General features: G+C 65.2%; 18 protein-coding genes. 3 read left to right on the forward strand and 15 right to left on the reverse strand.

The features are described from left to right. Positions 1-103: 103 nt before the first annotated feature. The 3 genes from J6525_RS24115 to J6525_RS24125 form a co-directional block, all read right to left on the reverse strand. Complete coding sequence (locus J6525_RS24115) at positions 104-2,155, reverse strand: phospholipase C (protein WP_092080438.1); 2,052 nt, start codon at positions 2,153-2,155, stop codon at positions 104-106. 243 nt (positions 2,156-2,398) lie between these two features. Next, complete coding sequence (locus tag J6525_RS47545; RefSeq protein ID WP_376708555.1) at positions 2,399-3,229, reverse strand: cytochrome c peroxidase; 831 nt, start codon at positions 3,227-3,229, stop codon at positions 2,399-2,401. Between the two features lie 542 nt (positions 3,230-3,771). After that, the gene (locus tag J6525_RS24125) at positions 3,772-4,557 is read right to left on the reverse strand and encodes an EfeM/EfeO family lipoprotein (protein ID WP_225646570.1); all 786 of its coding nucleotides are present in this window, start codon (positions 4,555-4,557) and stop codon (positions 3,772-3,774) included. A 298-nt stretch (positions 4,558-4,855) separates the two neighbouring features. On the opposite strand from J6525_RS24125, the gene J6525_RS24130 reads away from it, so the two are divergent. Further along, on the forward strand, positions 4,856-5,293 hold the full coding sequence (locus J6525_RS24130) for a prepilin peptidase (RefSeq protein ID WP_225646571.1): 438 nt from the start codon (positions 4,856-4,858) through the stop codon (positions 5,291-5,293). A gap of 20 nt (positions 5,294-5,313) precedes the next feature. Here the strand turns inward: J6525_RS24130 and J6525_RS24135 are convergent, their stop codons facing one another. Genes J6525_RS24135 through J6525_RS24180 form a run of 10 tightly spaced genes read right to left on the reverse strand, consistent with a single transcriptional unit; the run spans position 5,314 to position 13,499 of the window. Further along, positions 5,314-5,958 carry a hypothetical protein gene (locus J6525_RS24135; RefSeq protein ID WP_225646572.1) on the reverse strand — a complete coding sequence of 215 codons (645 nt, stop codon included), beginning with the start codon at positions 5,956-5,958 and terminating at the stop codon, positions 5,314-5,316. Further along, positions 5,958-6,521, reverse strand: coding sequence for a type II secretion system protein GspM (gene gspM / locus J6525_RS24140; RefSeq protein WP_225646573.1), 564 nt, complete (start codon positions 6,519-6,521; stop codon positions 5,958-5,960). The genes J6525_RS24135 and gspM overlap by 1 nt, the downstream gene beginning before the upstream one ends. Next, positions 6,518-7,591 (reverse strand): PilN domain-containing protein, encoded by a 1,074-nt coding sequence (locus J6525_RS24145; protein ID WP_225646574.1) that lies wholly within the window; start codon positions 7,589-7,591, stop codon positions 6,518-6,520. Before J6525_RS24145 ends, gspM begins: the two co-directional genes overlap by 4 nt. After that, entirely contained in the window at positions 7,591-8,505 is a 915-nt protein-coding gene (locus J6525_RS24150; RefSeq protein WP_225646575.1) for a type II secretion system minor pseudopilin, read from the reverse strand. Before J6525_RS24150 ends, J6525_RS24145 begins: the two co-directional genes overlap by 1 nt. Then, a complete protein-coding gene (locus J6525_RS24155) occupies positions 8,505-9,212 on the reverse strand; it encodes a PulJ/GspJ family protein (protein WP_225646576.1) in 708 nt (235 codons plus the stop codon). The genes J6525_RS24150 and J6525_RS24155 overlap by 1 nt, the downstream gene beginning before the upstream one ends. Further along, positions 9,209-9,619, reverse strand: a complete 411-nt coding sequence (locus J6525_RS24160; RefSeq protein WP_143029493.1) for a prepilin-type N-terminal cleavage/methylation domain-containing protein — start codon at positions 9,617-9,619, stop codon at positions 9,209-9,211. Before J6525_RS24160 ends, J6525_RS24155 begins: the two co-directional genes overlap by 4 nt. Continuing rightward, positions 9,594-10,058 carry a type II secretion system protein gene (locus J6525_RS24165; RefSeq protein WP_050386340.1) on the reverse strand — a complete coding sequence of 155 codons (465 nt, stop codon included), beginning with the start codon at positions 10,056-10,058 and terminating at the stop codon, positions 9,594-9,596. Before J6525_RS24165 ends, J6525_RS24160 begins: the two co-directional genes overlap by 26 nt. Before the next feature lie 15 nt (positions 10,059-10,073). Further along, a complete protein-coding gene (gspG, locus tag J6525_RS24170) occupies positions 10,074-10,589 on the reverse strand; it encodes a type II secretion system major pseudopilin GspG (RefSeq protein ID WP_225646577.1) in 516 nt (171 codons plus the stop codon). 17 nt (positions 10,590-10,606) lie between these two features. Further along, the gene (locus J6525_RS24175) at positions 10,607-11,818 is read right to left on the reverse strand and encodes a type II secretion system F family protein (protein WP_028340295.1); all 1,212 of its coding nucleotides are present in this window, start codon (positions 11,816-11,818) and stop codon (positions 10,607-10,609) included. 4 nt (positions 11,819-11,822) lie between these two features. Further along, positions 11,823-13,499, reverse strand: coding sequence for a GspE/PulE family protein (locus tag J6525_RS24180; RefSeq protein ID WP_225646578.1), 1,677 nt, complete (start codon positions 13,497-13,499; stop codon positions 11,823-11,825). 336 nt (positions 13,500-13,835) lie between these two features. Here J6525_RS24180 and gspD point away from each other — a divergent pair, with 336 nt between their 5' ends. Together gspD and J6525_RS24190 are read left to right on the forward strand one after the other, a co-directional pair. Beyond that, the gene (gene gspD / locus J6525_RS24185; RefSeq protein WP_225646579.1) at positions 13,836-16,217 is read left to right on the forward strand and encodes a type II secretion system secretin GspD; all 2,382 of its coding nucleotides are present in this window, start codon (positions 13,836-13,838) and stop codon (positions 16,215-16,217) included. 76 nt (positions 16,218-16,293) lie between these two features. Continuing rightward, positions 16,294-16,767 (forward strand): tetratricopeptide repeat protein, encoded by a 474-nt coding sequence (locus J6525_RS24190; protein ID WP_225646616.1) that lies wholly within the window; start codon positions 16,294-16,296, stop codon positions 16,765-16,767. Positions 16,768-16,774: 7 nt separating this feature from the next. Here J6525_RS24190 and J6525_RS24195 read toward each other — a convergent pair whose 3' ends face one another. Continuing rightward, the gene (locus J6525_RS24195; protein ID WP_225646580.1) at positions 16,775-18,274 is read right to left on the reverse strand and encodes a cytochrome b family protein; all 1,500 of its coding nucleotides are present in this window, start codon (positions 18,272-18,274) and stop codon (positions 16,775-16,777) included. Positions 18,275-18,276: 2 nt separating this feature from the next. Continuing rightward, positions 18,277-20,550, reverse strand: coding sequence for a TonB-dependent receptor (locus tag J6525_RS24200; RefSeq protein WP_225646581.1), 2,274 nt, complete (start codon positions 20,548-20,550; stop codon positions 18,277-18,279). Between the last annotated feature and the right edge of the window lie 7 nt (positions 20,551-20,557).

Raw genomic sequence — 20,557 nt, forward strand, 5'->3', positions numbered from 1 at the left:
TCAGGTGGCGGGCGGGTAGAACAGGACGACGCCGATCGAACCATGGGTTCGATCGGCGCCGCCTCTGGATGGAGTCAAGACTTCTCCGTGGGTGAGAGCTTGATCACTCGGTGTAGGACAACGTGACCGGCTTGCTGAAGTCGAACGCGTCGAACAGGTCAGACAATGCCGGGCTGTTGGTCGGGACGTACTCGTTGTTCTTCGAGTAGGTCGGGTTCGGCAGGTTGTCGCGGCTGCGGTTCGTGAGCGGCTGGAGAGCCCAGTTGCGTTCGATGAACTTCAGCAGCGAAACGTGGTCGGCGTAGTTGTGGTTGACCTTGCCGCCCGTCGAATAGGGCGAAAGGATCAGGGTCGGAATGCGCGGTCCGTCGCCGAAGAAGTCGATGGACTGCTGGTAGCCGGAGTCCCAATAGCCGCCGGCCTCGTCCCAGGTGATGAAGACAGCGGTTTCAGCCTTCAGCTCCGGATTGTTGTCCAGCGAGTTGAGCACGTTCAGGACATAGGCCTCGAACAGATCAACCTTCGAGCTCTGCGGATGACCGTCGAGCAGGCCGTCCGGCTTGCCGAACGACACCGCAGGCAGCGTGTTGTTCTGGATCGCCGTGATCAGATCGGCAGTGTCCTTCATGTGAGCCTGACGCACGGCCGGGTTGGCCATGATCGAGGTCGCATACTGGAACGGATTGCAGATCTGGCAGTAGGCAACACCGAGCGCGTGCGCCGGATCGGCGACCGCAGCGGCGCTGAGGTTGGGGTTCGACGGATTGGCGGCAACCGCGGCGTTGGAAAGCGCCACGGCGTCGTTGAACGCGCCGCCGTAGAACGCCCAGGAGATGTTCTTCTCCATGAGCGCATCGCCGATCGTGCGAACCGACGACGGCGGCACGTTGTTGCCACCCGACAGCGCGCCGTTCGGCAGATAGCCCGGGTTGACGTTGTTGAGCATGTAGTAGTGGTTGGGCTTGCAGTTCGGCTCCGCCGCGTACGGCAGATTGTTGAGGTAGGTCACGATCGGCTTGACGCCGGGCTGGAAGACATCAGAGCAATTGCTCCAATTGCCATCGACGGTGTAGCGGTTGACCGAACCCGCGACCGGATTCGGATTGGCGATCAGGTTGGCCGGCGGCGTCACTGGATTGCCCTTGCCGTCGCTCCAGAAGGCCGCGTCACCGGTACCGAGCATGAAGTGGTTCGCGCCGGTGCCGCCGTGGAACGACTGGTGGAAGTTGTCGCTCAGGGTGAAGCGGTCGGCCAGCATCTTCAGGACCGGAGCCTGACCCTGCTGGGCGTTGTAGTAGCCCATCGAGTTGGCCATGCTCTTGTTGGACGCCGAATAGGTCGCCATCACGAACGGGAACAAATCGTTCAGGCAGCCCGAATTGTTCTTCTTGGTAGCGTTGGCGGCGCTGCAGTCTTCCTGCTGCCAATCCTGATAGAAGCGATGCGTCGAGTCGCCGGTATAGTCGTCGTCGCTGATCTGCTCACCCTGCAACGGGAACGGTCCGTTGAGGCCGCCGGCGCCGGGAACGCGGGTATCAAGCACGCCAGTCGGCAGGCCGCTGAAACCGGTGGTGAGGATGTCGAGATCGGCCGGATCCATGTCTTTCTCGACGCTGGCTTCGGCGATCGTGTGGAACGGAGGCGCGGTTTCGCTCTGCGCGGTCGGCGTGCCGTTGGTGTTCGGCTGCGGCATCAGGTTGGTCGCGTTGTAGGGCGACTTCGCGATGGTCGGCGCGCCGATATAGTACAAGGGCTGGCCCGCGACCGAGGACTGCTGCGCTTGCGCAAAGCTCGGTCCCGGCGTTCCATCCTCGTTGACGATGCCTTTCGACAACAGGTTGGAGATGGTCTGGCCCTTGCCCTTCGGCTTGTAGATGCCGAAGGTGTGATCGAGGCCGCGGTTCTCACCGATCAGGATGATGACGTGCTTGATCGGCGACGCGGTCTTCACGCCGTGATCGCCGTCACCATGATGGCCATGGTTCTCATGCTTCGCACGATCGCCCTCTTCGTGCGCCTGGTGATTGTGATGCGGACGCTTGTCCCAATCACTGCGGCCGCCCGGATAGTGAGCGGCATATGCGGCTGTTGCGACGAGCACCGTTGACGCGATGCAGAGCGCGGTGCTGGTTCGCCAGTGCTTTTTGTAATTCAAACTCATTGTCGACCTCAGGGTGTTTGCGGTTAGCAACACACACTGCTTAGTGCGACAATATGACGCATGGTTTTCGCTTACATGAAAGCGCGCAAGAAATTTCGAAACGTTCAAATATTTTCTGAGGAGACATCTGCCGCCGTGCGGTGCATCTCCACGATTCAACCATGCAACCAATGATCGAAAATTGATCACGCATCCGCGCCGCAGCGCGGATCGCAAAATCACTTCAATACAACGCAATCAATGCGAAAGGTGCTTGGAGCGCATCACCTGGCGAAGCGCAGCATAATGCTGGTCATGCACGCCTTGATTGAATAGCGACCATGGCTCGGCGCTGGCCAATAGCGCGGGCACTGCAGCAGCCATCAGATTGCGATAATTCCTGAACTCGGTTGCGGCATCCGCGTTGCGCCCCGCCGCAACCGCCATCTCGATTCGCCGCAGCGTGAGCACGAGTTCCTTGAGGCCGTTGCGCGCAAGCACGCGCTGCTGCTCGCCGCCCGAGACGCTGGTGTTCTTGCGATCGGGATATTGCTCGGTCAACTCGCGCAACTCGCGGCCGATCGTATCGACCGCCAGCGCGACGATGTCCTTGTCACCGGCCGGAATCGCGGTCGCGAGCACCGTCGAGAAATCGTTGATCTCCTTCAGCGTTGCACCGGCGCCGTCGCGTTCATAAGGCTGCACGCCATCGCCGACCGCCGTGAGATAGGCAACGAGGTCGTCCTTGTCCTGCGCCGAGAGGTCCAGCTGAAAGGTCCGGTCGAAATGGTCGACAACCTGGTTGTAATTGTCGAAGCGGCCGTCGTGAAAGTACGGTGCGTTGAAGTCGGCGTTGCGCAGCGTCGGCGTCTTGAACAGGCCGCCGGAACCTACGTCGTGCTGCTGGTGATCGACAAAGCCGGACGACGGAACGTGGCATCCCGCGCAGCTCAATGATGGATCGTGCGGGAACGGCTTCGCGAACAGCGCTTCGCCGCGGCGCTCCGCGTCACTGATCTTGCCGGCCAGCCGTCCGGCGGGACCAAGGCTCGGATTGGGCAGGAAGTCGATGTCGTGAATATACGCCACGATCGCATCGAGCGTTGCCGGCGACGGCTCGGGACCTGCGAACTCGTTGGTGATGACATTGTGGACGAAGTCGCGCAGCGAGGCGAAGCGGCCGTCAGCGCCGTAGGGCGCAAGATAACGGGCGCCGCGCAGGCTCGGGATGCGTACGGGATCGAACGCCAGATTGTTGGCCTTCGGATTGAACAGCGGACCGGTGGTGTCGAACGTGCCGGGCCGGCTCGACATCTTCGGCATGAAGAATTTGGCGTTGTTCGCGCCATTGACATGGCAGGTGCCGCAGCTCACGCCGGCCTGCCGCGCCACGTCACCGAGCAGCCCCGGCGAATTGAACGCGAGATCGCCGAGATTCACCAGATAGGACTTGGCTCCGGTCCGCTCGGACTGGAACACCTCGCGCGGCTTGTCGAGCGCATCCTCGTTCAGCTCGGTCGCGACAGGCAGCACGGTCTTGTCACCGTCGACCGGAAACGCCACCGCACGCCCGAACAGTGCCAGGGCGATCACACCGGAGAGCAGCGCAGCCAGACGCAGGTGAAGCGATGTCATCGCGCCTGGGCCTCCAGGGTCGGCCGCTGCAGCCCGAGCTTTGCCGAGGCGCTCTGCAGCGCAACCACCAGTTCCTCGCTGGTCTGGCGCAGTTCGGCAATGTTGACATGCGGCAGGTCGGGCGTGGCGACGATCGCTTCGAGCTGTTCGATCCGGTTGGTCACCATCTCGTCGAGCTTGCCGTCGACCGTGTTGAGCGCGGCCGAGAAGATCGTGTGGTAAGCGAAGTCGATGCCGGCGATGTTGTTGCGCATGTCGTCCAGCGAGGTGCCGCTGATGCGCGACTCGCCGCCATCGGCCTTGCTCTCTCCGACTTCGTAAGCGAGCCGCACCGTGCCATCCAGAAGGCCCTGCGGCGTCAGCTTGATCTCCTTGAGCTTGCCGTGGAGATCGTTCAGATGCTCGACAAGGCCAGTCGCATCGGTGGCAACGTCGGTGCTGGCAGCTCCGAACAGTTTCGCCTCGATGGCGTGGAACCCGCTGTCCGCGTTGGGCCAGGCGTCGATCTGCGCGTCGAGCTCAGGCACGAAGCCTGCGGTGAACACCTCCGAGCGCTCCCAGCCGGCGCGCGCCGACAGCCAGGCCTTCTTCGCTCCAGGCAAATCCGCCGCCGCGGCGCGCTCGCGCAGCGCACGCGCGCCTGTCAGCGCACTGGCGACGCCCTCGATCAAATATGGCCGGTAGCGCTCGGCGCCCTCCTCGAGAGCGCCGGCATTCGCGGCGCGCACGCCTGCGAACGCTGCCAGCAAAGCAAGGCACGCCGCCACTTGCATCTTGTGCATAGTCAACCCACTCGTCTGCCACGAAGGGCTCGCGGCATGTAGCGGGGCGAACTATTGTCGGTATCCTATGCGGATTTGTGACAGCGCAGACTTTTTGTCGCATCTTTTCTGCTTCGCGATCGTCGATGACGATCACAATTTTGCAAACTCGTTCGCGCTGCTGCAGACGGATTGAAATTGGACTGTTCAACGCGCGTGAGTTGTTGCAACACAACGTCCGCACCTGTCACACTTGTCCGTCGCCATGCAGATTGATCGCGAAGCCCTTTATCTTATCGGATCTTACGGCGCGCTTTGCATGCTTTGCTGCGCGGTCGCGCTGATCGATCTTCGCCACGGCATCATCCCCAATTGGCTGAACCTTGCGATCGCGGCGCTCGGTCTCGCCAACGTCGTCGTCACCGAAGGCACGATGGCCGCCTTCACCGCCATGGGAATCGCAGTCATGGTCGGCATCCTGTTCCTGCTATTGCAGCGTGGTTACTTCGCCTTGCGGCAAGTCGACGGATTGGGACTTGGCGACGTCAAGTTTCTTGCCGCCGCGGCGATCTGGGTCGGCGCGACAGGCATTCCTACCTTGCTGCTGATCGCGGCACTCGCGGCGCTCGGTGTTGCCGGCGGCCTGCAACTCGCAGGTCACGAGATGAAGCGCCAGACCTCGATCCCGTTCGGCCCGTTTCTGGCGCTCGGGCTTCTCGTGACGCCGGCCCTTCAGAGCTGGCTCGCGTTGAACTAGCATCTCGGTCCGACGCGCGGTCACATCTGGCGCCGCGCGGCCAAGGGCTTCCTCTCCGTGCTGACCGGAACCAGGCGGACATCGCCGCTCTCGTCGCCGCCGGGCTGGGGCAATGTGAGCACCGCCCCCTGATCGTCCTTCTGCATCGTGACTTCGCGGCCATTGATGGACCGCAGCTTCCATCCCTGGAAGTCGTCGCCGAGCTTCAGCCGCAGCGCCGTCTTGGTCGATTGATCGAGAAAGATCCCGAAGCTCTCGTCATCTCCCGCGATCGTGCCGACCAGCGACAGCGGCGGCGGCTCGATCGCGACCTTGCGCGGCGGCGGCGGCGCCGGCTTGCTGACCTCCGGTTCCGCAACGACGGCAGGCGGCGGTCGCCGCGACGGCGAGAACACCGGCCGGTCGCGCGTGTTGGACAGCGTCTTGAGCGGGATGCCCCACAACGGATTTGCACTGAGCGGCCGGGGCGTCGGTGCCGGCGACGGGGCCACCCGGACCGACGTCACCGGTTCGGACGGTGGCGGTGAACTCAGCACCGGTCCGCCGAGGCGAGTATCGTCGAGCATCCCTGCGTCCAATGCATCGCCGGATGGGGCAGGCACCGCAGCCGGCGCCGAATAGGCCGATACCGCCAACAGCACGATGGTCGCTGCGAAGCGTCGCATCATTTGGCTCCTCGCCATTGTCCGGAGACGCCGAGCAGCACGCGCAGCTTGCCGGGATCGGCGCCCTTGGCGGCCTCGTCGGCGACGGGTTGCACGACCAGCTGGTCGATGAACAGGAACGGCATGCCGGCTTCCAGATCGTAGAGCACCTGCTGCAATTGCGCCTGCTCGATCTCGCTGCTCGCGACCATGCTGATGAAGCCGGCCTTGGCCGGCACGTTGGGAACGTCGAGCTGCGTCGACAGCACGTTGCCGCCGGCCTTGATCACCGCGCCCGACACGCGTTGCAGCAAGGTGGCGCCGGCCACCGTGACGGTTGCGCCCTCGAGATAGGCCGAGCCGGTCGGCATGGCGGGTTGACCGGGCGCGGTATTCGCCCTGGATCGCCCCTCCAGTTGCTCCAGCATTCCGGCCGCTGCCGCGACATCGCCGCGCAGGCCGATGATGTCCGAGAGCGAGGAGATGACGACAAAGAGCAGCAGCACGAACAGGCCGAGATAGCTCGCGGTCGCGACCATTGGCGAGGTGCTGACAGCGGTCAGCGATCGGGATGCTGCGCTCATGAGCCGGACCCAAAATAAGCAGTGATGTTGGCCTCGACGTGGAACCGCTCGGCCGATTCATTTGCCGCGCGCGTCGTCGGCGCGAAGAACGTCGCGCGGGTGAATTGCGGCGACTGTTCCAGCAGCCGGATCAGGGACGGCGCATCCTGGGTCAGCCCCACCACCTGCACCTTGTTGCCCTCGATGCGAAGTTCCGTCACATAGGTCGTGTCGGGCAGCACGCGCGAGACCGCTTCCAGGACCATGACGCTCGACGGCGTCGTCTGCTTGCGCTTGGCCAGCAGGCCGAGCCCGGACGAGTCGCCATTGGCATCGAGACGCAGCGCGGCGCGGCGCTGCGCGATCCGGTGTTGCAGGTCGTCCTGCTCGGATTGCAGCCACCCGCCGAGATAGATGTTCAGCAGCAGCGAGACCGCGGCCGCGGCCGCCGTCGAGACCAGGCTGACGCGCAACAGACGCGGAACCGAGGGCCCGGCAAGGCCGCGCAGCGACTTGTCGAGCAGCGTCACCTGCTGCGCGGCGCCGTCGCCGCCAACCGCCGGCGCGAAGACCGCGACGGAGGCGGCGCCGAGCATCCTCGCCATCCGGATCAACGGATCGACCTTCGTCGCCGCGGTCGCGCCGAACGCGACTTCGATGCGGTCATTGGCGATCGGCTGCGGCGAACTCCAGCCAAAGACAGCATCGGCGGCGCTCCATGGTGTCAGCCTGTCGACCTGCGCGCGGATCATGCCGTCGAGAAAGTCGCCTGCCTGGCTCGGGAAATCGAGCACGCGACTGACGATTTGATCCGATCGCAAACGCACCTCGATGCGGCTGCCGTCGAACGCGGTCTTCCACTCCGCCGGCAGCGGAGGCTGCGGCGCATCGTGATCGAGCCGGAACGAAACCGGCATCGAAGGCGAGCCATCGTTCGAGACCGCGAGGCGGGCGGTGAACGTGCCGTCGCCATTCTCGTCGAGCTCGATGCTGCGCCGGCGCATGAACCTGCCGGCGACGCCGTCGACGGTGGTCGCGACCGCGCCGATCCATTGCTCGAACCATTGCCGTGCTTCGGCAAGCATTGCCATCATCCTCTCTTGCGCAGCAGAACCGGGTTTCGCGGCTCGACGTCGTTTTGCCAGGACAAGACCCGATAAGGCTCGACCTTGTCGCCGAGTGCGATCACCGCCTCGGACGTGGTACGGTGACCGTTGCGGAAGCGGATCGAGATTGCGATCCGGTAGCACGGGCTCTGCGCCGTCGATGCCGCGCTCTGCTGGCTTGGGGCCTGCGTTCCGGCAGCGATTCCGTTCGGCGAAGCCGGGCGCGCCCCGAAGCCGTCCTGGTCCTTCCCCGACGCCTTATCGACGGCGAGAGCGACTTCCGGCGCGGCGATGGTCGGATCAACATCCGGACCGCCGTTGAACACCGTCACGAACGGCAACACGCGATCGACAAACGCTTCGGGGATGCCGGCGACCAGCGCCAGCTCGTTGATATGGGTGAACAGCCCCTGCCGCGGCGAATAGCCAAGCGCGTTGTAGCGCGCCGCCTCCACATTCTCGCTGCCCGGCGCGGGCCGGGTTCGCCAGCCGACGATCCGGTCGGCATACTCGGCGGCGGCGTCCTTGCGGGCACCGAGCACGACGAACAGGCCGATCAGCATCTCCTTCGATGCATAATTCAGATCAAGGCGGCCGGCCTCCGACGTGAAGGTGACATCGACGCTGGCATCGTCCAGCCCGAAATGAAACGCCCCGTACTGTGGTCTCGTCTTCTCGTCCGTCAGCGTCAGCTGATAGGCGGTGAGCTCGAGTCCGGCCGACACCAGCGCCTCGGTCTGCAACGACAGGTCGCTGGCCGCCAGCGCGCGCGCCGACGCGGCCAGATAGGCCGAGAAGATGATCGCCAGCGACGACAGCGCCAGCAGGATCCAGAGCACCGCAACGATGACGAAACCGCGATTGGCCGGCGATCGGCCGATCTTGCCGGACGCGCCCATCACGTCTTCCCCAGGTCAGTGGCACTGCCGGAACTCTGCTTGTCGCCGCAATTGCCGTCCGGCTTGGTGCAGTCGCTCGGAATCTGGACATGGACCGGCGCGATGGTCGAAACCGACAGGACGCGCTGGCTCGCCGCATCGCGCACGGTCAGCCGGATCATCGCCGGCAGTCTGTCGGCGTCCTTCCACGCGCTCTTCCAGGCCCGGTCAGCACCGGCATAGGCGAACGACAGCCGATAGGGCGCGCGCAGCAGCACCACCGGGCTGCCGAGATGGACCTGTTCCGACAGCGACACCCCGTCAGCCAGCGGCGTGAACCGCGTCTGCGTGCGAACCGTGACGAACTCGCCGCGATCGCGCGTCTCGCCAAGGCGCACCACGTCGAGCCCCGGCCCGGCATTCGGTCCCACCGACGTTCGCACGAACGTCACGGACAACTCCGATCCGTCGAACAGCGGCTTGTGGCTGTCGCGGTTGGCGGCAACGAACTCCGCGGCCGCAAGATCGGCGCCGATCCGCTCCAGCGCGATCCCGATCAATTCGCTGCGCTGGATCCGGTCGAGGCCCCTGTTCCAGCTCGGCAGCCACTGCGCCGTGATGCTGGCGAGCGCCGACAGCAACAGCCCCATCAGCGCCAGCGCGACGATGGTCTCGATCAGCGTGAAGCCGCGCTCGCCCGTTCGCTGGTCTGCCCATGCCCGGGTCATTCCGACGCCCTCGGCATCAGGCGCACGGTGCGAATGTCGGACAGCGCACCGCCCGGAGATTTGACGCGAATCCGCACCAGCTCCGGAGCCCAGGGCACATTGCCCTCGGGCACCTTCCAGTCGCCACCGAGCGGACTGACATCAATCGTCCAGCGGTAGCCCTCCGCCTGCCCCGTCGAGGTGCCCGACTGCAATTCCGCGCGGGGCGGGATGCCGACCGTCATCAAGGTGCGCACCGCCTGCATCAGCGCCACGTGCTGCTCCAGCGCTCGCACGCCGCGCGTCTTGACGCCCATGACGGCGCCGATCGCAACGATCGAGACAGCCACCAGCGCCAGTGCCACCAGCACCTCGATGATGGTGAACCCCGCATCAGCGCGGTCAGTTGGCGGCGACGTCGCGAGCAACGATTTCAACCCTTCCGGTAAGCCAGTTGACGCGGACCTCATATCCCGCATCGAGCCGCGTCAGCGCGATGGAGCCGCCGCAGGACCCGCCATTGGCGAAGAAGCGGATGGTCGACAGTGCGGCGCGGCGCTGACAGCTCTGCGGCAGCACGGCATCGAACCGCACGTCTTCGGGGATCCGCACCGTCATGCGCGATGCGCCGGAGTGGATCACCCGGCTCGGCGCATCGACCAGCGTCGCAACACTGGTGCTGCGCTCGATGGCGGCATTCCGATCGGCCTTCAGCAGCGTCGCGGTCTGCAACGCATAGGCCTGCAGGCGCGATCGCGAGGTCTGGTGCGGAATGAACGGAAGCAGCACGGCCGCCAGCAGCGCGATGATGGCGAGCACGCACACCATCTCGAGCAGGGTGAAACCGCGCTGCGTCGCGTCACTCATGCTTGCCATGCATCCTTACTGGTCGTTGTTGGCGGCGGTGGTCTTCTCGAGCGAGATATCGGCCGAGGTGCCGCTGCCGCCCTCCTGACCATCGGAGCCGTAGGAGACGATGTCATACGGTCCGTGCTCGCCGGGCGAGCGATAGAGATAAGGATGGTTCCAGGGATCGTTCGGCACGTTGCCGCCCTTCAGATACGGGCCATTCCAGGCCGCGACCCCCGGCGTGCGCCGGACCAGCGCGGCAAGCCCCTCAGCCGTGGACGGGAAGCGTCCGGCGTCGAGATAGAACAGGTCGAGCGCGCTGGAGAAGCTCTGCAACTGAATGCGCGCGGTCTTGACCTTGGATTCGCTGAGATAGTTGAGCACGCGCGGGCCGATCAGCCCCATGATCAGGCCGATGATCGCGATCACCACCAGCATCTCGACCAGCGTGAAGCCCTCCTGCCCCGAACGCCTCTGGCTTTGCGACGGCGTGCGAGCGCGTTCCACTCGCGTGGCGAATGCCTTTATGATGGTGTTGCGCGATATCATGGCCGATGACCCCTGCTCTAACCGACAAGCTGCGTGACCGAGAGCAGCGCCGTCATGACCGACACGATCAGTCCACCGACGACGGTGCTGATCGTGATGATCGCCAGCGGACCGACGATGCCGACGACCCGGTCCAGGCTGCGCTGCAATTTTGCTTCGTAGAATTCCGCGACCCGCCCGGCCAGCACCGGCAGCTGCCCGGTCTCTTCACCGAGCCGCAGCATGCGGACCGCCATCGGCGGCAGGCTGTCCGCCACGGCGAGTGCTTCCGACAATTTGCCGCCATGGCGGACGCGGTCGGCGGCGGCGGTCCAGTTCGCCTCGCTTCCGGTCACTGACATGATGTCAACCAGGATGCGCAACGCGGCGGTGAGGTTGACGCCGCTGCCGAGCAGGACGCCGAGATTGCGGCAGAACAGGCTGGCGCGATAGAACTGGAAGGCGCTGCTGATGCCCGGCACGCGCGAGATGGCGTTGACCAGCGCGGCGCGGACGCGCGCCTGCCGCAGCAGCCACCATGCGAGCGCAATCGTCGCCGCGCTGATCAGGCTTGCCGCAGTGGCATTGGCGCGCAGGAAATCCGATACCGCAATGAAGCTGGCGAGCGCGGTGTCCGACTTGCCGCCGAAATCGCCGAGCACGGTCGAGAATTGCGGCAGCACGAACAGCAGGAAGAACAGCATCACACCGGACGCCGCGACCAGCACGAAGGCCGGATATTGCATGGCGTCGGTCAGCTTGCGCCGCATCTGCTCGGAACGCGCGCGCTCGGTGCCCAGCATCTCCAGCACGGAATCGAGCGTGCCGGAGATTTCTCCCACCCGGACTAGGGCGATGTACATCGGCTGGAACAGGGTTGGATGATCGGCGACCGCGTCGGCAAAGCTCTCGCCGGTGAGCAGGGCGGCGCGAATTTTCGCCACCACCGGACGCATTCGGCCGACATCGGCGTCGCCGGACAGCAGTTCCAAGGCATCGTCGAGCCGCGCACCGGCCTTGAGCAGCAGCGCGAGATCGCGCGTGAACGTGGTGACCTCGGCCGCGCTGGGCCCGCCGAACAGGCTGCGGCCGCCGGCGGCGCCGGACGCGCGCTTGTCCTCGGTGGTTTCGATCGGCAGCAGCTTGAGATATTCGATCCGCCGCGCCACCTCGGCCGCCGTCGGGGCGGAGATCGTACCGTTCACGATCTCGCCGGCCTGGGTCAGGGCGCGATAGCGATAATTCGGCACAGCGTCACCGCACCGTTGCGACGCGGAGGATCTCGGCGGGCGAGGTCAATCCGGCGCGGCATTTCGCGACCCCGTCATCGAGCATCGTGGTCATGCCCGAGCGGATCGCCATCGTATCGATCTTCAGCCCGTCGGTTCGCTCCCCGATCAGTTCGCGCAGTTCATTGGACAGTTCGAGCAGTTCGAACACGCCGAGGCGGCCGCGATAGCCGGTCCCGCCGCAGCGCTCGCAGCCGCATGGCTCCTGAATGATCTCGTCGGCCTTGAAGCCGAGCGCGGCAAGCCGGGGATCCTCGGCGAAATCGGCTGTTGCCAGCGGCCGCGCCGTCTTGCAGCGTTCGCAGAGTTGCCGGACCAGACGCTGTGCGATCACGCCGCGCAGCACCGAACGCAACAGATAGCCTTCGACCCCAAGGTCGAGCAGACGCGGCACCGCGGCAGCCGCGGTCTCGGTGTGCAGCGTCGTCAGCACCAGATGCCCGGTCAGCGCCGCATGCACCGCGACATGCGCGGTCTCCGAATCGCGGATTTCGCCGACCATGATCACATCCGGGTCCTGGCGAACGAAGGACCGCAGCGCGGTGGCGAAGGTCAGGCCGATCGCGGGCTTGATCTGGGACTGGTTGACGCCGGGAAGCTCGTATTCGACCGGATCCTCGATGGTCAGGATCTTGCGGCTCGGCTCATTGAGGATCGACAGGATCGTCGCCAGCGTCGTGGTCTTGCCGCTGCCGGTCGGTCCCGTGATCACGACCATGCCGTGCGGCAGCTTCAAGAGCCGCCGCAGCTTGGCTTCGTCAGGCTCGGAGAACCCGAGCTTTTCGACCACGAGCAGGCCGCGATCCTTGGGCAGGATGCGGATGACACAGGATTCGCCGTGCTGCGTCGGCATGATCGCGACGCGGATATCGATGTCGGTGCGACCGGCCCGCAGCCGCGCCGCGCCGTCCTGCGGCAGGCGGCGTTCGGCGATGTTGAGGTTGGCGATGATCTTGATGCGGGAGACCACCGCCTGTGGCAGCACGCCCGACAGCGCGGCGACCGGCCGGAGCAGACCATCGATCCGCAAGCGCACCATCAGGCCGGCGGAAAACGGCTCGATATGGATGTCGCTGGCGCGAAGCTCGACCGCCTTCTCGATGAGATCGTTGACCGCGCGCACCACCGGCGCGCCGCTGGCGAGATCGCGCAGACTCTCGATGTCGTCTTCCCGGGGCAACGCTGCCGCGCTATCGGCGGCCTCGGCCTCTTCAGTGCTGGACGAGTTGTTCAGCGCGATGGCGACGTCTTCCGACGAAGCCACCTTCACATGGATGCCGGCGCCAAGCACGATCTGTGCCGCCCGCAGCGTCGCCTGATCGGTCGGGTCGACGACGGCGAGCACCGTGGTCCCGTCGACCGCGCGGCACGGATAGACCATGGTCTCGCGCAGGAAGCGCGGCGAGAACGACCCGACCAGCGGTTCGGCCGACGTCATCTCCTGAAGCGTCAGCCGGCCGAGCGCAAAGAAGCGCGCGGCTTCGTCGGCGAATTCGGTCGGGGAGAGGCTGGTGACCTCCCACAGCTTCAATTGCCTGACATCGGCGCCCTGCCCGGTCCGCTCAGCCGGTCCATCGCTCGGCGCCAGGTGATTGTTCTGACGCAGATAATCCACGAACCGAACGGACAGGTCGTTGGCCATTCTCGATATCCCGCCACACTATCCCGGATCAGTTCGTGCCAAGTGCCGCTGCGTGCCGTCGCGTTCGGCTCCCGGCAATTGTGCGGTTATCGATCCGAAGTGTGACAGCTGTGCGAAGTCACATCCTTCGTCGCGCTCAAGAAACTTTGAGGGTGGCATCGCGGACACAAGCAGCGCGCCGGCTGCACAGTTTAGGTGCGATGCGATGGGCAGGTCGCGAACGACAATCATGTAACCAATTTATTTCTGTCATGTTCGATCGCTAAGAGTCCCTCCGGGGCAGGACCGATCGTCGCAAGCAATCGAAATTTCAGTTAGTCAAAGCGAAGGGCCTTCATGCAACGCGTAGGCACAGTGGGCCGCTGCCCGACGATCCGTGGCGGCCTCGCAGCCATTTTTGCCTTGACGTCATTGGGGCTGTTGGCGTCCTGCAATTCCGCGACGGTCGGCGAGAGCGTGGACGCATCCCAACTCGACGTCACCGACAAGGTGCGCTCGCTGGACCTGGCGCAGCGCCAGCCGCAACCGGCGAACGCACTGGCGGCGACGGGCGGCAGCGAGAGCGGCAGCGTCCGCGCGGCGATGTATGACGGAAGCGAAGTGACGGCGGTCGCGGACGCGCGGCCTCAGCCGGCGTCGAACGGCAATGGCTTCGATCTGAATTTCGAGAGCACGCCGGTGGCGACCGTCGCCAAGGTGGTGCTCGGCGACATCCTGCATGTCGGCTACACCATCGACCCGCGGGTGCAGGGCACGGTCAGCCTGGTCTCGGTCCGCCCGGTGCCGAAGTCCGACATGGTGTTCGTGCTTGAAAACGCACTCCGCCTGAGCGGCGTCGTGCTGCTCAAGGATACGGCAGGCTATCGCCTGACGCCGCTCGGCGACGCCGTCGGCGGCGGCCGCGTCGATGCTGCGGCGGCCAATCCCGAACCCGGATTCGGCATCTCGGTGGTCCCCCTGCAATATGTGTCGGCGCAGACCCTCATGAAGCTGACCGACAGCTTCGCCACCAGGGCGGGCGCGATCCGCGCTGACACGACACGCAACCTGCTGCTGATCCAGGGCACCGGCGCCGAGCGCCGCACCGCGGTCGATACCGTGCTCAGTTTCGACGTCGACTGGATGCGCGGCCAATCCGTCGGCATCTTCCCGATCTCGAGCGGCTCGCCCGCGCCTGTCATTGCCGAGCTGGAGAAGATCGTCGATTCCGGCGAGAACGGCCTCAGCCAGAATGTCATCAAGTTCATGCCGATCGCGCGCCTGAACGCGGTGCTGGTGGTGACCAAGAAGCCCGACATGCTGCACACGGCCGCGACCTGGATCAAGCGCCTCGACCGCAACGACACGGCGCGCACCTCGGTCCATGTCTACCGCGTCAAATACGGCGATGCGCGCCAGATCGCGCGGGTCCTGACCGACATGTTCCTTGGCGGATCGTCCGGCAACCTGCTCGACAGCGCCGACAGCCAGCTCGCGCCCGGCTCCGGCACCTCGTCGACCTCAAGCGTCGCCGACCGTCTGTCGCTCAACAACAACAACGGGGCGAATTCAGGCATGAGCGGCTTCGCATCCCGCGGCACGTCGGGGACAGGTGCAACAGGCCTGGGCCAGGGATTTGGCGCCGGCGGGCAAGCGAACAATCCCAACAATCCGGGCCAGGGCAACAATGCCGCGCTGGATGCCGGACGCGGCGCCGGCGGCGGCAACGGCCAGCCCGTCATGCAGGACGTCCGGATCACGCCCGATGTCGTCAACAACAATCTGTTGATCTATGCCGACCAGGCCAACTACCGCATCATCGAGGCGACTCTGCTGCAGATCGACGAGCCGCAGCTCCAGGTCGCGATCGACGCGACGATCGCCGAGGTCACGCTCAACAACACCCTGTCCTATGGCGTGCAGACCTATCTCACCAGCCAGAATCTCGGCCTGAAGCCGAACACCGGCTCGATCCTCGGAACCCAGGCCACTTCCGCGCCCGCGACCACCACGGACGCAACCACCGGCGCGGTCTCGGTCGCGGGATCGCTCACCAATGCCTTCATCAACCAGAGCTTCCCGGGCTTCAACTTCCTGATCGGAAATGCGACGCAGCCGAGCCTGATCCTGGATGCGCTGCATGCCGTCACCAGCGTCAAGGTGCTGTCCAATCCCTCGCTGGTCGTGATCAACAACCAGGTCGCGACCCTGCAGGTCGGCGACGTCGTCCCGGTCTCGACCGGCAGCGCGACGGTGTTGACCACGAGTAACACGGTGGTCAACACCATCGACTATCGCAACACCGGCATCATCCTGAAGGTCTCGCCCCGCGTCAGCGTGAACGGCACCGTGCGGCTCGACGTCGAGCAGGAGATCAGCAATGTTCCCCAAAGCAGCGGCAGCACGGTCAACCTGACGCCGACGGTCTCGGAACGGCGGGTCAAGAGCCAGATCTCGGTCGCCAACGGTCAGACAGTGCTGCTGGCCGGCCTGATCAGCGAACAGCAGAGCGGCGCCCGCAATGCGCTTCCGGTGCTCGACCAGATTCCGGGCCTCGGTGACGCCTTCGGGCATCAGAGCAACGGCACCCAGCGCACCGAGCTGATCATCTTCATCCGCCCGCAGATCATCCGCAACGGTTCCGACGCCCAGACCGTGGCCGAGGAGCTTCGATCGAAATTGCGCGGCAGCATCGCCACGACATCGACCAATGCACCGATCACCACCAGTTATCACTGAGCCGGACAGCAGGATGCGCCGCGTTCTCACACGACGGACAGGCCTCTCGACCTCGCTTGCGGTCGTGCTTTGCGCGATGACCGCCTCTGTCGCGAGCGCCGACAGCGTGGCGCGCGGATCGTCCGCCTTCCATCGCGGCGACTATGTCCGGGCGGCCCGGGAGCTCGCGCCGGCCGCCGAGCACGGCAATGCGCGCGCCCTCGGCATGCTCGGCTTCTTGTACGAGCACGGCTTCGGCGTGCCGCAGGCCTACGCAGCCGCCGCCGACTGCTACTATCGCGGCGCCGTGCAGGGCGACCCGTTCGCGCAGGCCCAGCTCGGCCTGATGTACGACAAGGGTCACGGCGTTCCGACAGATTTCGTGCTGGCCTACAAATGGCTCAATCTGGCCGCGGCCCGCTCGAACGGGCGGCAGCGCGATGCCTATCTCCGGTTCCGCGATGCGGTCGCATCCAAGCTCTCGACCTATGAGATCATTGCCGGACAGCGGTTCGCACTGGAATGGGCACCCGATCAGCCGGCGCCGGACGTGCACCTGACCGTCAAGTAATCGCGGCTTACGGGGGTCTGCGCACGAGGCTCGCCGATACGCGCCTGCCTCTTACCTTCCGCCGCCGCAACCGGCGCCACCCGATCACGATCCCGCTGATCGAGATAATCGTACCAGCCGCCGATAGCAGCCACACCACGACGTCGCGCGCCGGCCAGATGCGCAGCAGCAGCGGGACATCGAGGCTGTGCAGCGCGTTGAACAGCCAGCGGTAGGACCGGCGGCTGTCGTCGCTGCGCTCGAGGATCTCGCCGGTGACGGGGGAGATGTGCAGCCAGGTGCGGGCGGGATCGTCGAAGCCGATCCGCAATACCGGAAGCTCGCGCGCCTGGTGCAGCGTGTACCAATAGGCGTCGGGTTCATCGAGCTGCCGCGCTGATGTCATCGCAGCGCCGGGCATTGCGTGTCGGGCGGCAGCGATGACCTCGTCGCGCGAGAGGGTCATCCGCGCACCGGTCACAGGATCGGCGATGCTGCGGCCGCCGTTGCCGTCGTCGAGCAACATTAACCGGTGTCCGCCGATCCAGACGAAGCGGGCCTCCACCGCGGGCATCGATGGCGACGACTGGAAGCCAGCGACGATGTCGGCCGTGTCATGGCCGCTATAGCCGATCGCAATCTCACGGGTGACGCCGCGCCCGGAAAACGCGCCGCCGGGGTTGAGCGACAGCCAGCCGCTGAACATCCAGGTGAGGACGAAGATGCCGCCGACCAGGCCGGCAATGTGATGCCAGGCCATCCAGCCGCGATAGGGCGAGACGGCGCCATCAGCGTAGCGGCGCATCAGCCGCAGGCGGAGGACGCCGATCCAGAAGCCGGTGACCGCGACGACAAGACAGACACCCGAGATCCACAGCACCGCATCCCGCCACAGCGGGCCGTCCTTGCGCAACACGGTCGGATAGATCCAGTGCGGGATCGAGCCGAGCCAATTCCAGATGCGCTCGCAACGCGTGGTGTCGAGCGCGATCTCGCCGGTGCGCGAGGAAACATAGAGCTCGGTGCCATCGGCGTCGCCGAGACCGATCAGATAGAGCGGCCGCAACGGATCGAAGCGCGACGTGACTGACCATTGGTCGCGCGTGATCGTTTCGATCAAGCGAGGCTGCAAGGCATGCGGATGATGAGCGGCAATGGCCAGCGCCTGGGCCGGCGTGATCCGGTCGATCACGCTGCCGTCGGTCGCCGAAATGGTGATCGTCCCTCCCTTCCAGCCGGTCACCCGATAGACGGGCGTGTCGTCCATCATCGAAAGCCGCAGGTCACGCGGATAACGCTCGACACCCGCGATCGCCATCGCGCGATCAGGCGTGACCCGCACCTTGCTCCAGGGAATGACAGGAAGCGCGGCGAGGCGCTCGCTGTCGGTAAGGCGCGGAAAGGCCACGTACATCATGACGAGGCCGGAGATGAACCACATCGCGAACAGGAGACACGTCGCAATGCCGATCCAGCGGTGGACGATATAGAGCCACCGCCGCCCGCGCCGGATCAGAGCGTTGCGCATGGTCAGAACTTCACGCTGACGGACAATTCGGCGGTACGCGGCATGCCGAGCAGCCACTGCCCGGTGCCGTTCGAGGTCACCGCGTAGGCCTTGTCGAACAGATTGTAGAGGCGGAACGCGACCGTGGTGCGGTCATCCGGCTTCCACCTGACGCCGCCATTGACCACGTTGTAGCCTGGCCGCAGCTGGGTGTTGGCAAGATCGGAGTACATCGCACCGACGATCTGCACGCCGCCATAGGCCGACCAGTTGGGCGCGAAGTCCCAGGTCAGCCAGACGTTCGAGACCTGCTGCGGCACGTTGACCGGGACATTGCCGTTGAAGCTGACGATCTTGCCGCCGGCCACCTGGCTGTTGTTGTCGTATCTGGCGCGCAGCAGTGCAAGATTGGCGTCGACGCGCCAGCCGTCGCTCAGTGCGAGCCCGATCGATCCTTCGACCCCGCGGGATGATTGCTGGCCGATCTGCAATGCCAGGCCGCCGGTGGGATTGCCGGGATCGGGAATCGTGAGCCCGGTCTTGACGATCTCGTAGGCAGCCAGCGTCCACTCGCCGCGGCCGCCCCAGAACGATTGCTTGACCCCGATCTCGGTCTGCTTGCCGGTCGCAAGCTGGAACGTTTTCTGCGTGGTCGACAGTGAGATCAGATTGCTGACCGGATCGACGCCGACCGCGTACTGGCCATAGAACGCGAGGTTCTTGATCGGCTCGTAAACGAGCCCCGCGCGCCAGCTGGTGCCCGATAGCGCCGTCTCGAAACTGTTTGCGGGCGTCTTGTAGTCGGTGCGATCCACCTCGGGACGGTCATACCTGACACCGGTCACCAGCGACAACTGATCGGTCAGCAAGAGACGATCCTCGGCGAACAGCGCGTATTGATTGACGATCGCATTGAAGCCCGGCGTGGTCGCCGTCGTCGTCGCGAAGAACGATCCCGGATCGAACACGTAAGGATTGACCGACGACGCGCCGCCATAGGGCGAGTTGTTGGTGTGGGTGAAGTCGATCCGGTTGACGTCGAAGCCAGCGACGACCTGGTTCGCAAGGCCGAACACGTGACCGCTGAAGGTCGCATCCATCCGGTTGCCGAGCTGCTTCTGGTCGTGGAAGATCTCGATGTAGCTCGTGCGATCGATCAGCCGGGTCTTCGGATTCCAGGTGTAGTTCTCGATGTCGCGCCAGTGCCGCCCGCTGGTCAGGTAATACAGCGTGTTGTTGACCTTGATGCCGTCGGCGACGTCCCACTCGGTCTTGAACCGGGTCCAGCTGTCCTGATATCGGATCGCGCTGTCTGCTGCATTGTAGTTCTTGAAGCGCAGCGCGTCCTGGATCGAGCCGTTGATCAGCGGCGTGCCGAAATAGCGCGACGGGCTGCGGTCGCCGTAGTCCTCCGACAGCGTGAAGGCGAGATTGTCCGACGCCTGCACCCGCACGGCAGCGGAGACCACCGCGTTCGAGGTCTTGTCGCGATCGACCCAGCCGTCCGACATGTTGCCGGTGGCGTTGACGCGGTACGACACATTGGGATTGATCGGACCGGTGCTGTCCACCGAGAGCCGCCGCGTCATGTTGCTGTCGAGCGAGACCTCGGCCTCGTTATAGGGCGTGCTCTGCGGCTTCTTCGGAATCACGTTGATGACGCCGCCGATCGCGCCCTCGCCGTACAGCACCGAGGCCGGCCCGCGCAGCACTTCGATGCGCTGCGTCGACCAGGTGTCGTAGGGGAACGTCAGCGTGCCGGAGCCGATATAGAAGCGCGTGCCGTCGTACAGCGTCATCACCGAGTTGCTGCCGGCAAAGCCGCGGCTGCTGAACGACAGGCCGCCATTGCCGGGCGCCGGCGTTGCGACGAACCCGGCCGCGTCCTGGGTGACGGCATCGAGCACATTATGCTGGCCGCGTTCGGCGATGGTCTGCGCCGTGATGATCTCGACGCTGGCCGGCGTCTGCAGCGGCGTCAGATTGAGACGACTACCGGTGCCGCCCTGCGTGGCGGCATTGAGTGTCGGCGATGCCGCCCCCGATACGCCTGACGCCGCGGCGCGCGGCGTGTTGCCGGCCGTCGCGGGCCTCGGCCGTGGCCGCGCCGCAGCGGCCATGTCACGGCTGCGCGCCGCGGGCTTCGGCTTTGCCGCAGCGGAAGGCGCGACCTCGATCGGATCGAGCCTGGTTGGTGGCGGTGTTTGTGCCGAGGCTTCGGCCGGCAACAGCAATGATGACAGGGAGCAGAGAAGACCGAGGCGCCATTTGCGCGCAACGGGAGAGGACGGAGACATGAAAAGG

The sequence above is a fragment of the Bradyrhizobium australafricanum genome, from assembly GCF_020329495.1.
Lineage (GTDB): Bacteria > Pseudomonadota > Alphaproteobacteria > Rhizobiales > Xanthobacteraceae > Bradyrhizobium > Bradyrhizobium australafricanum.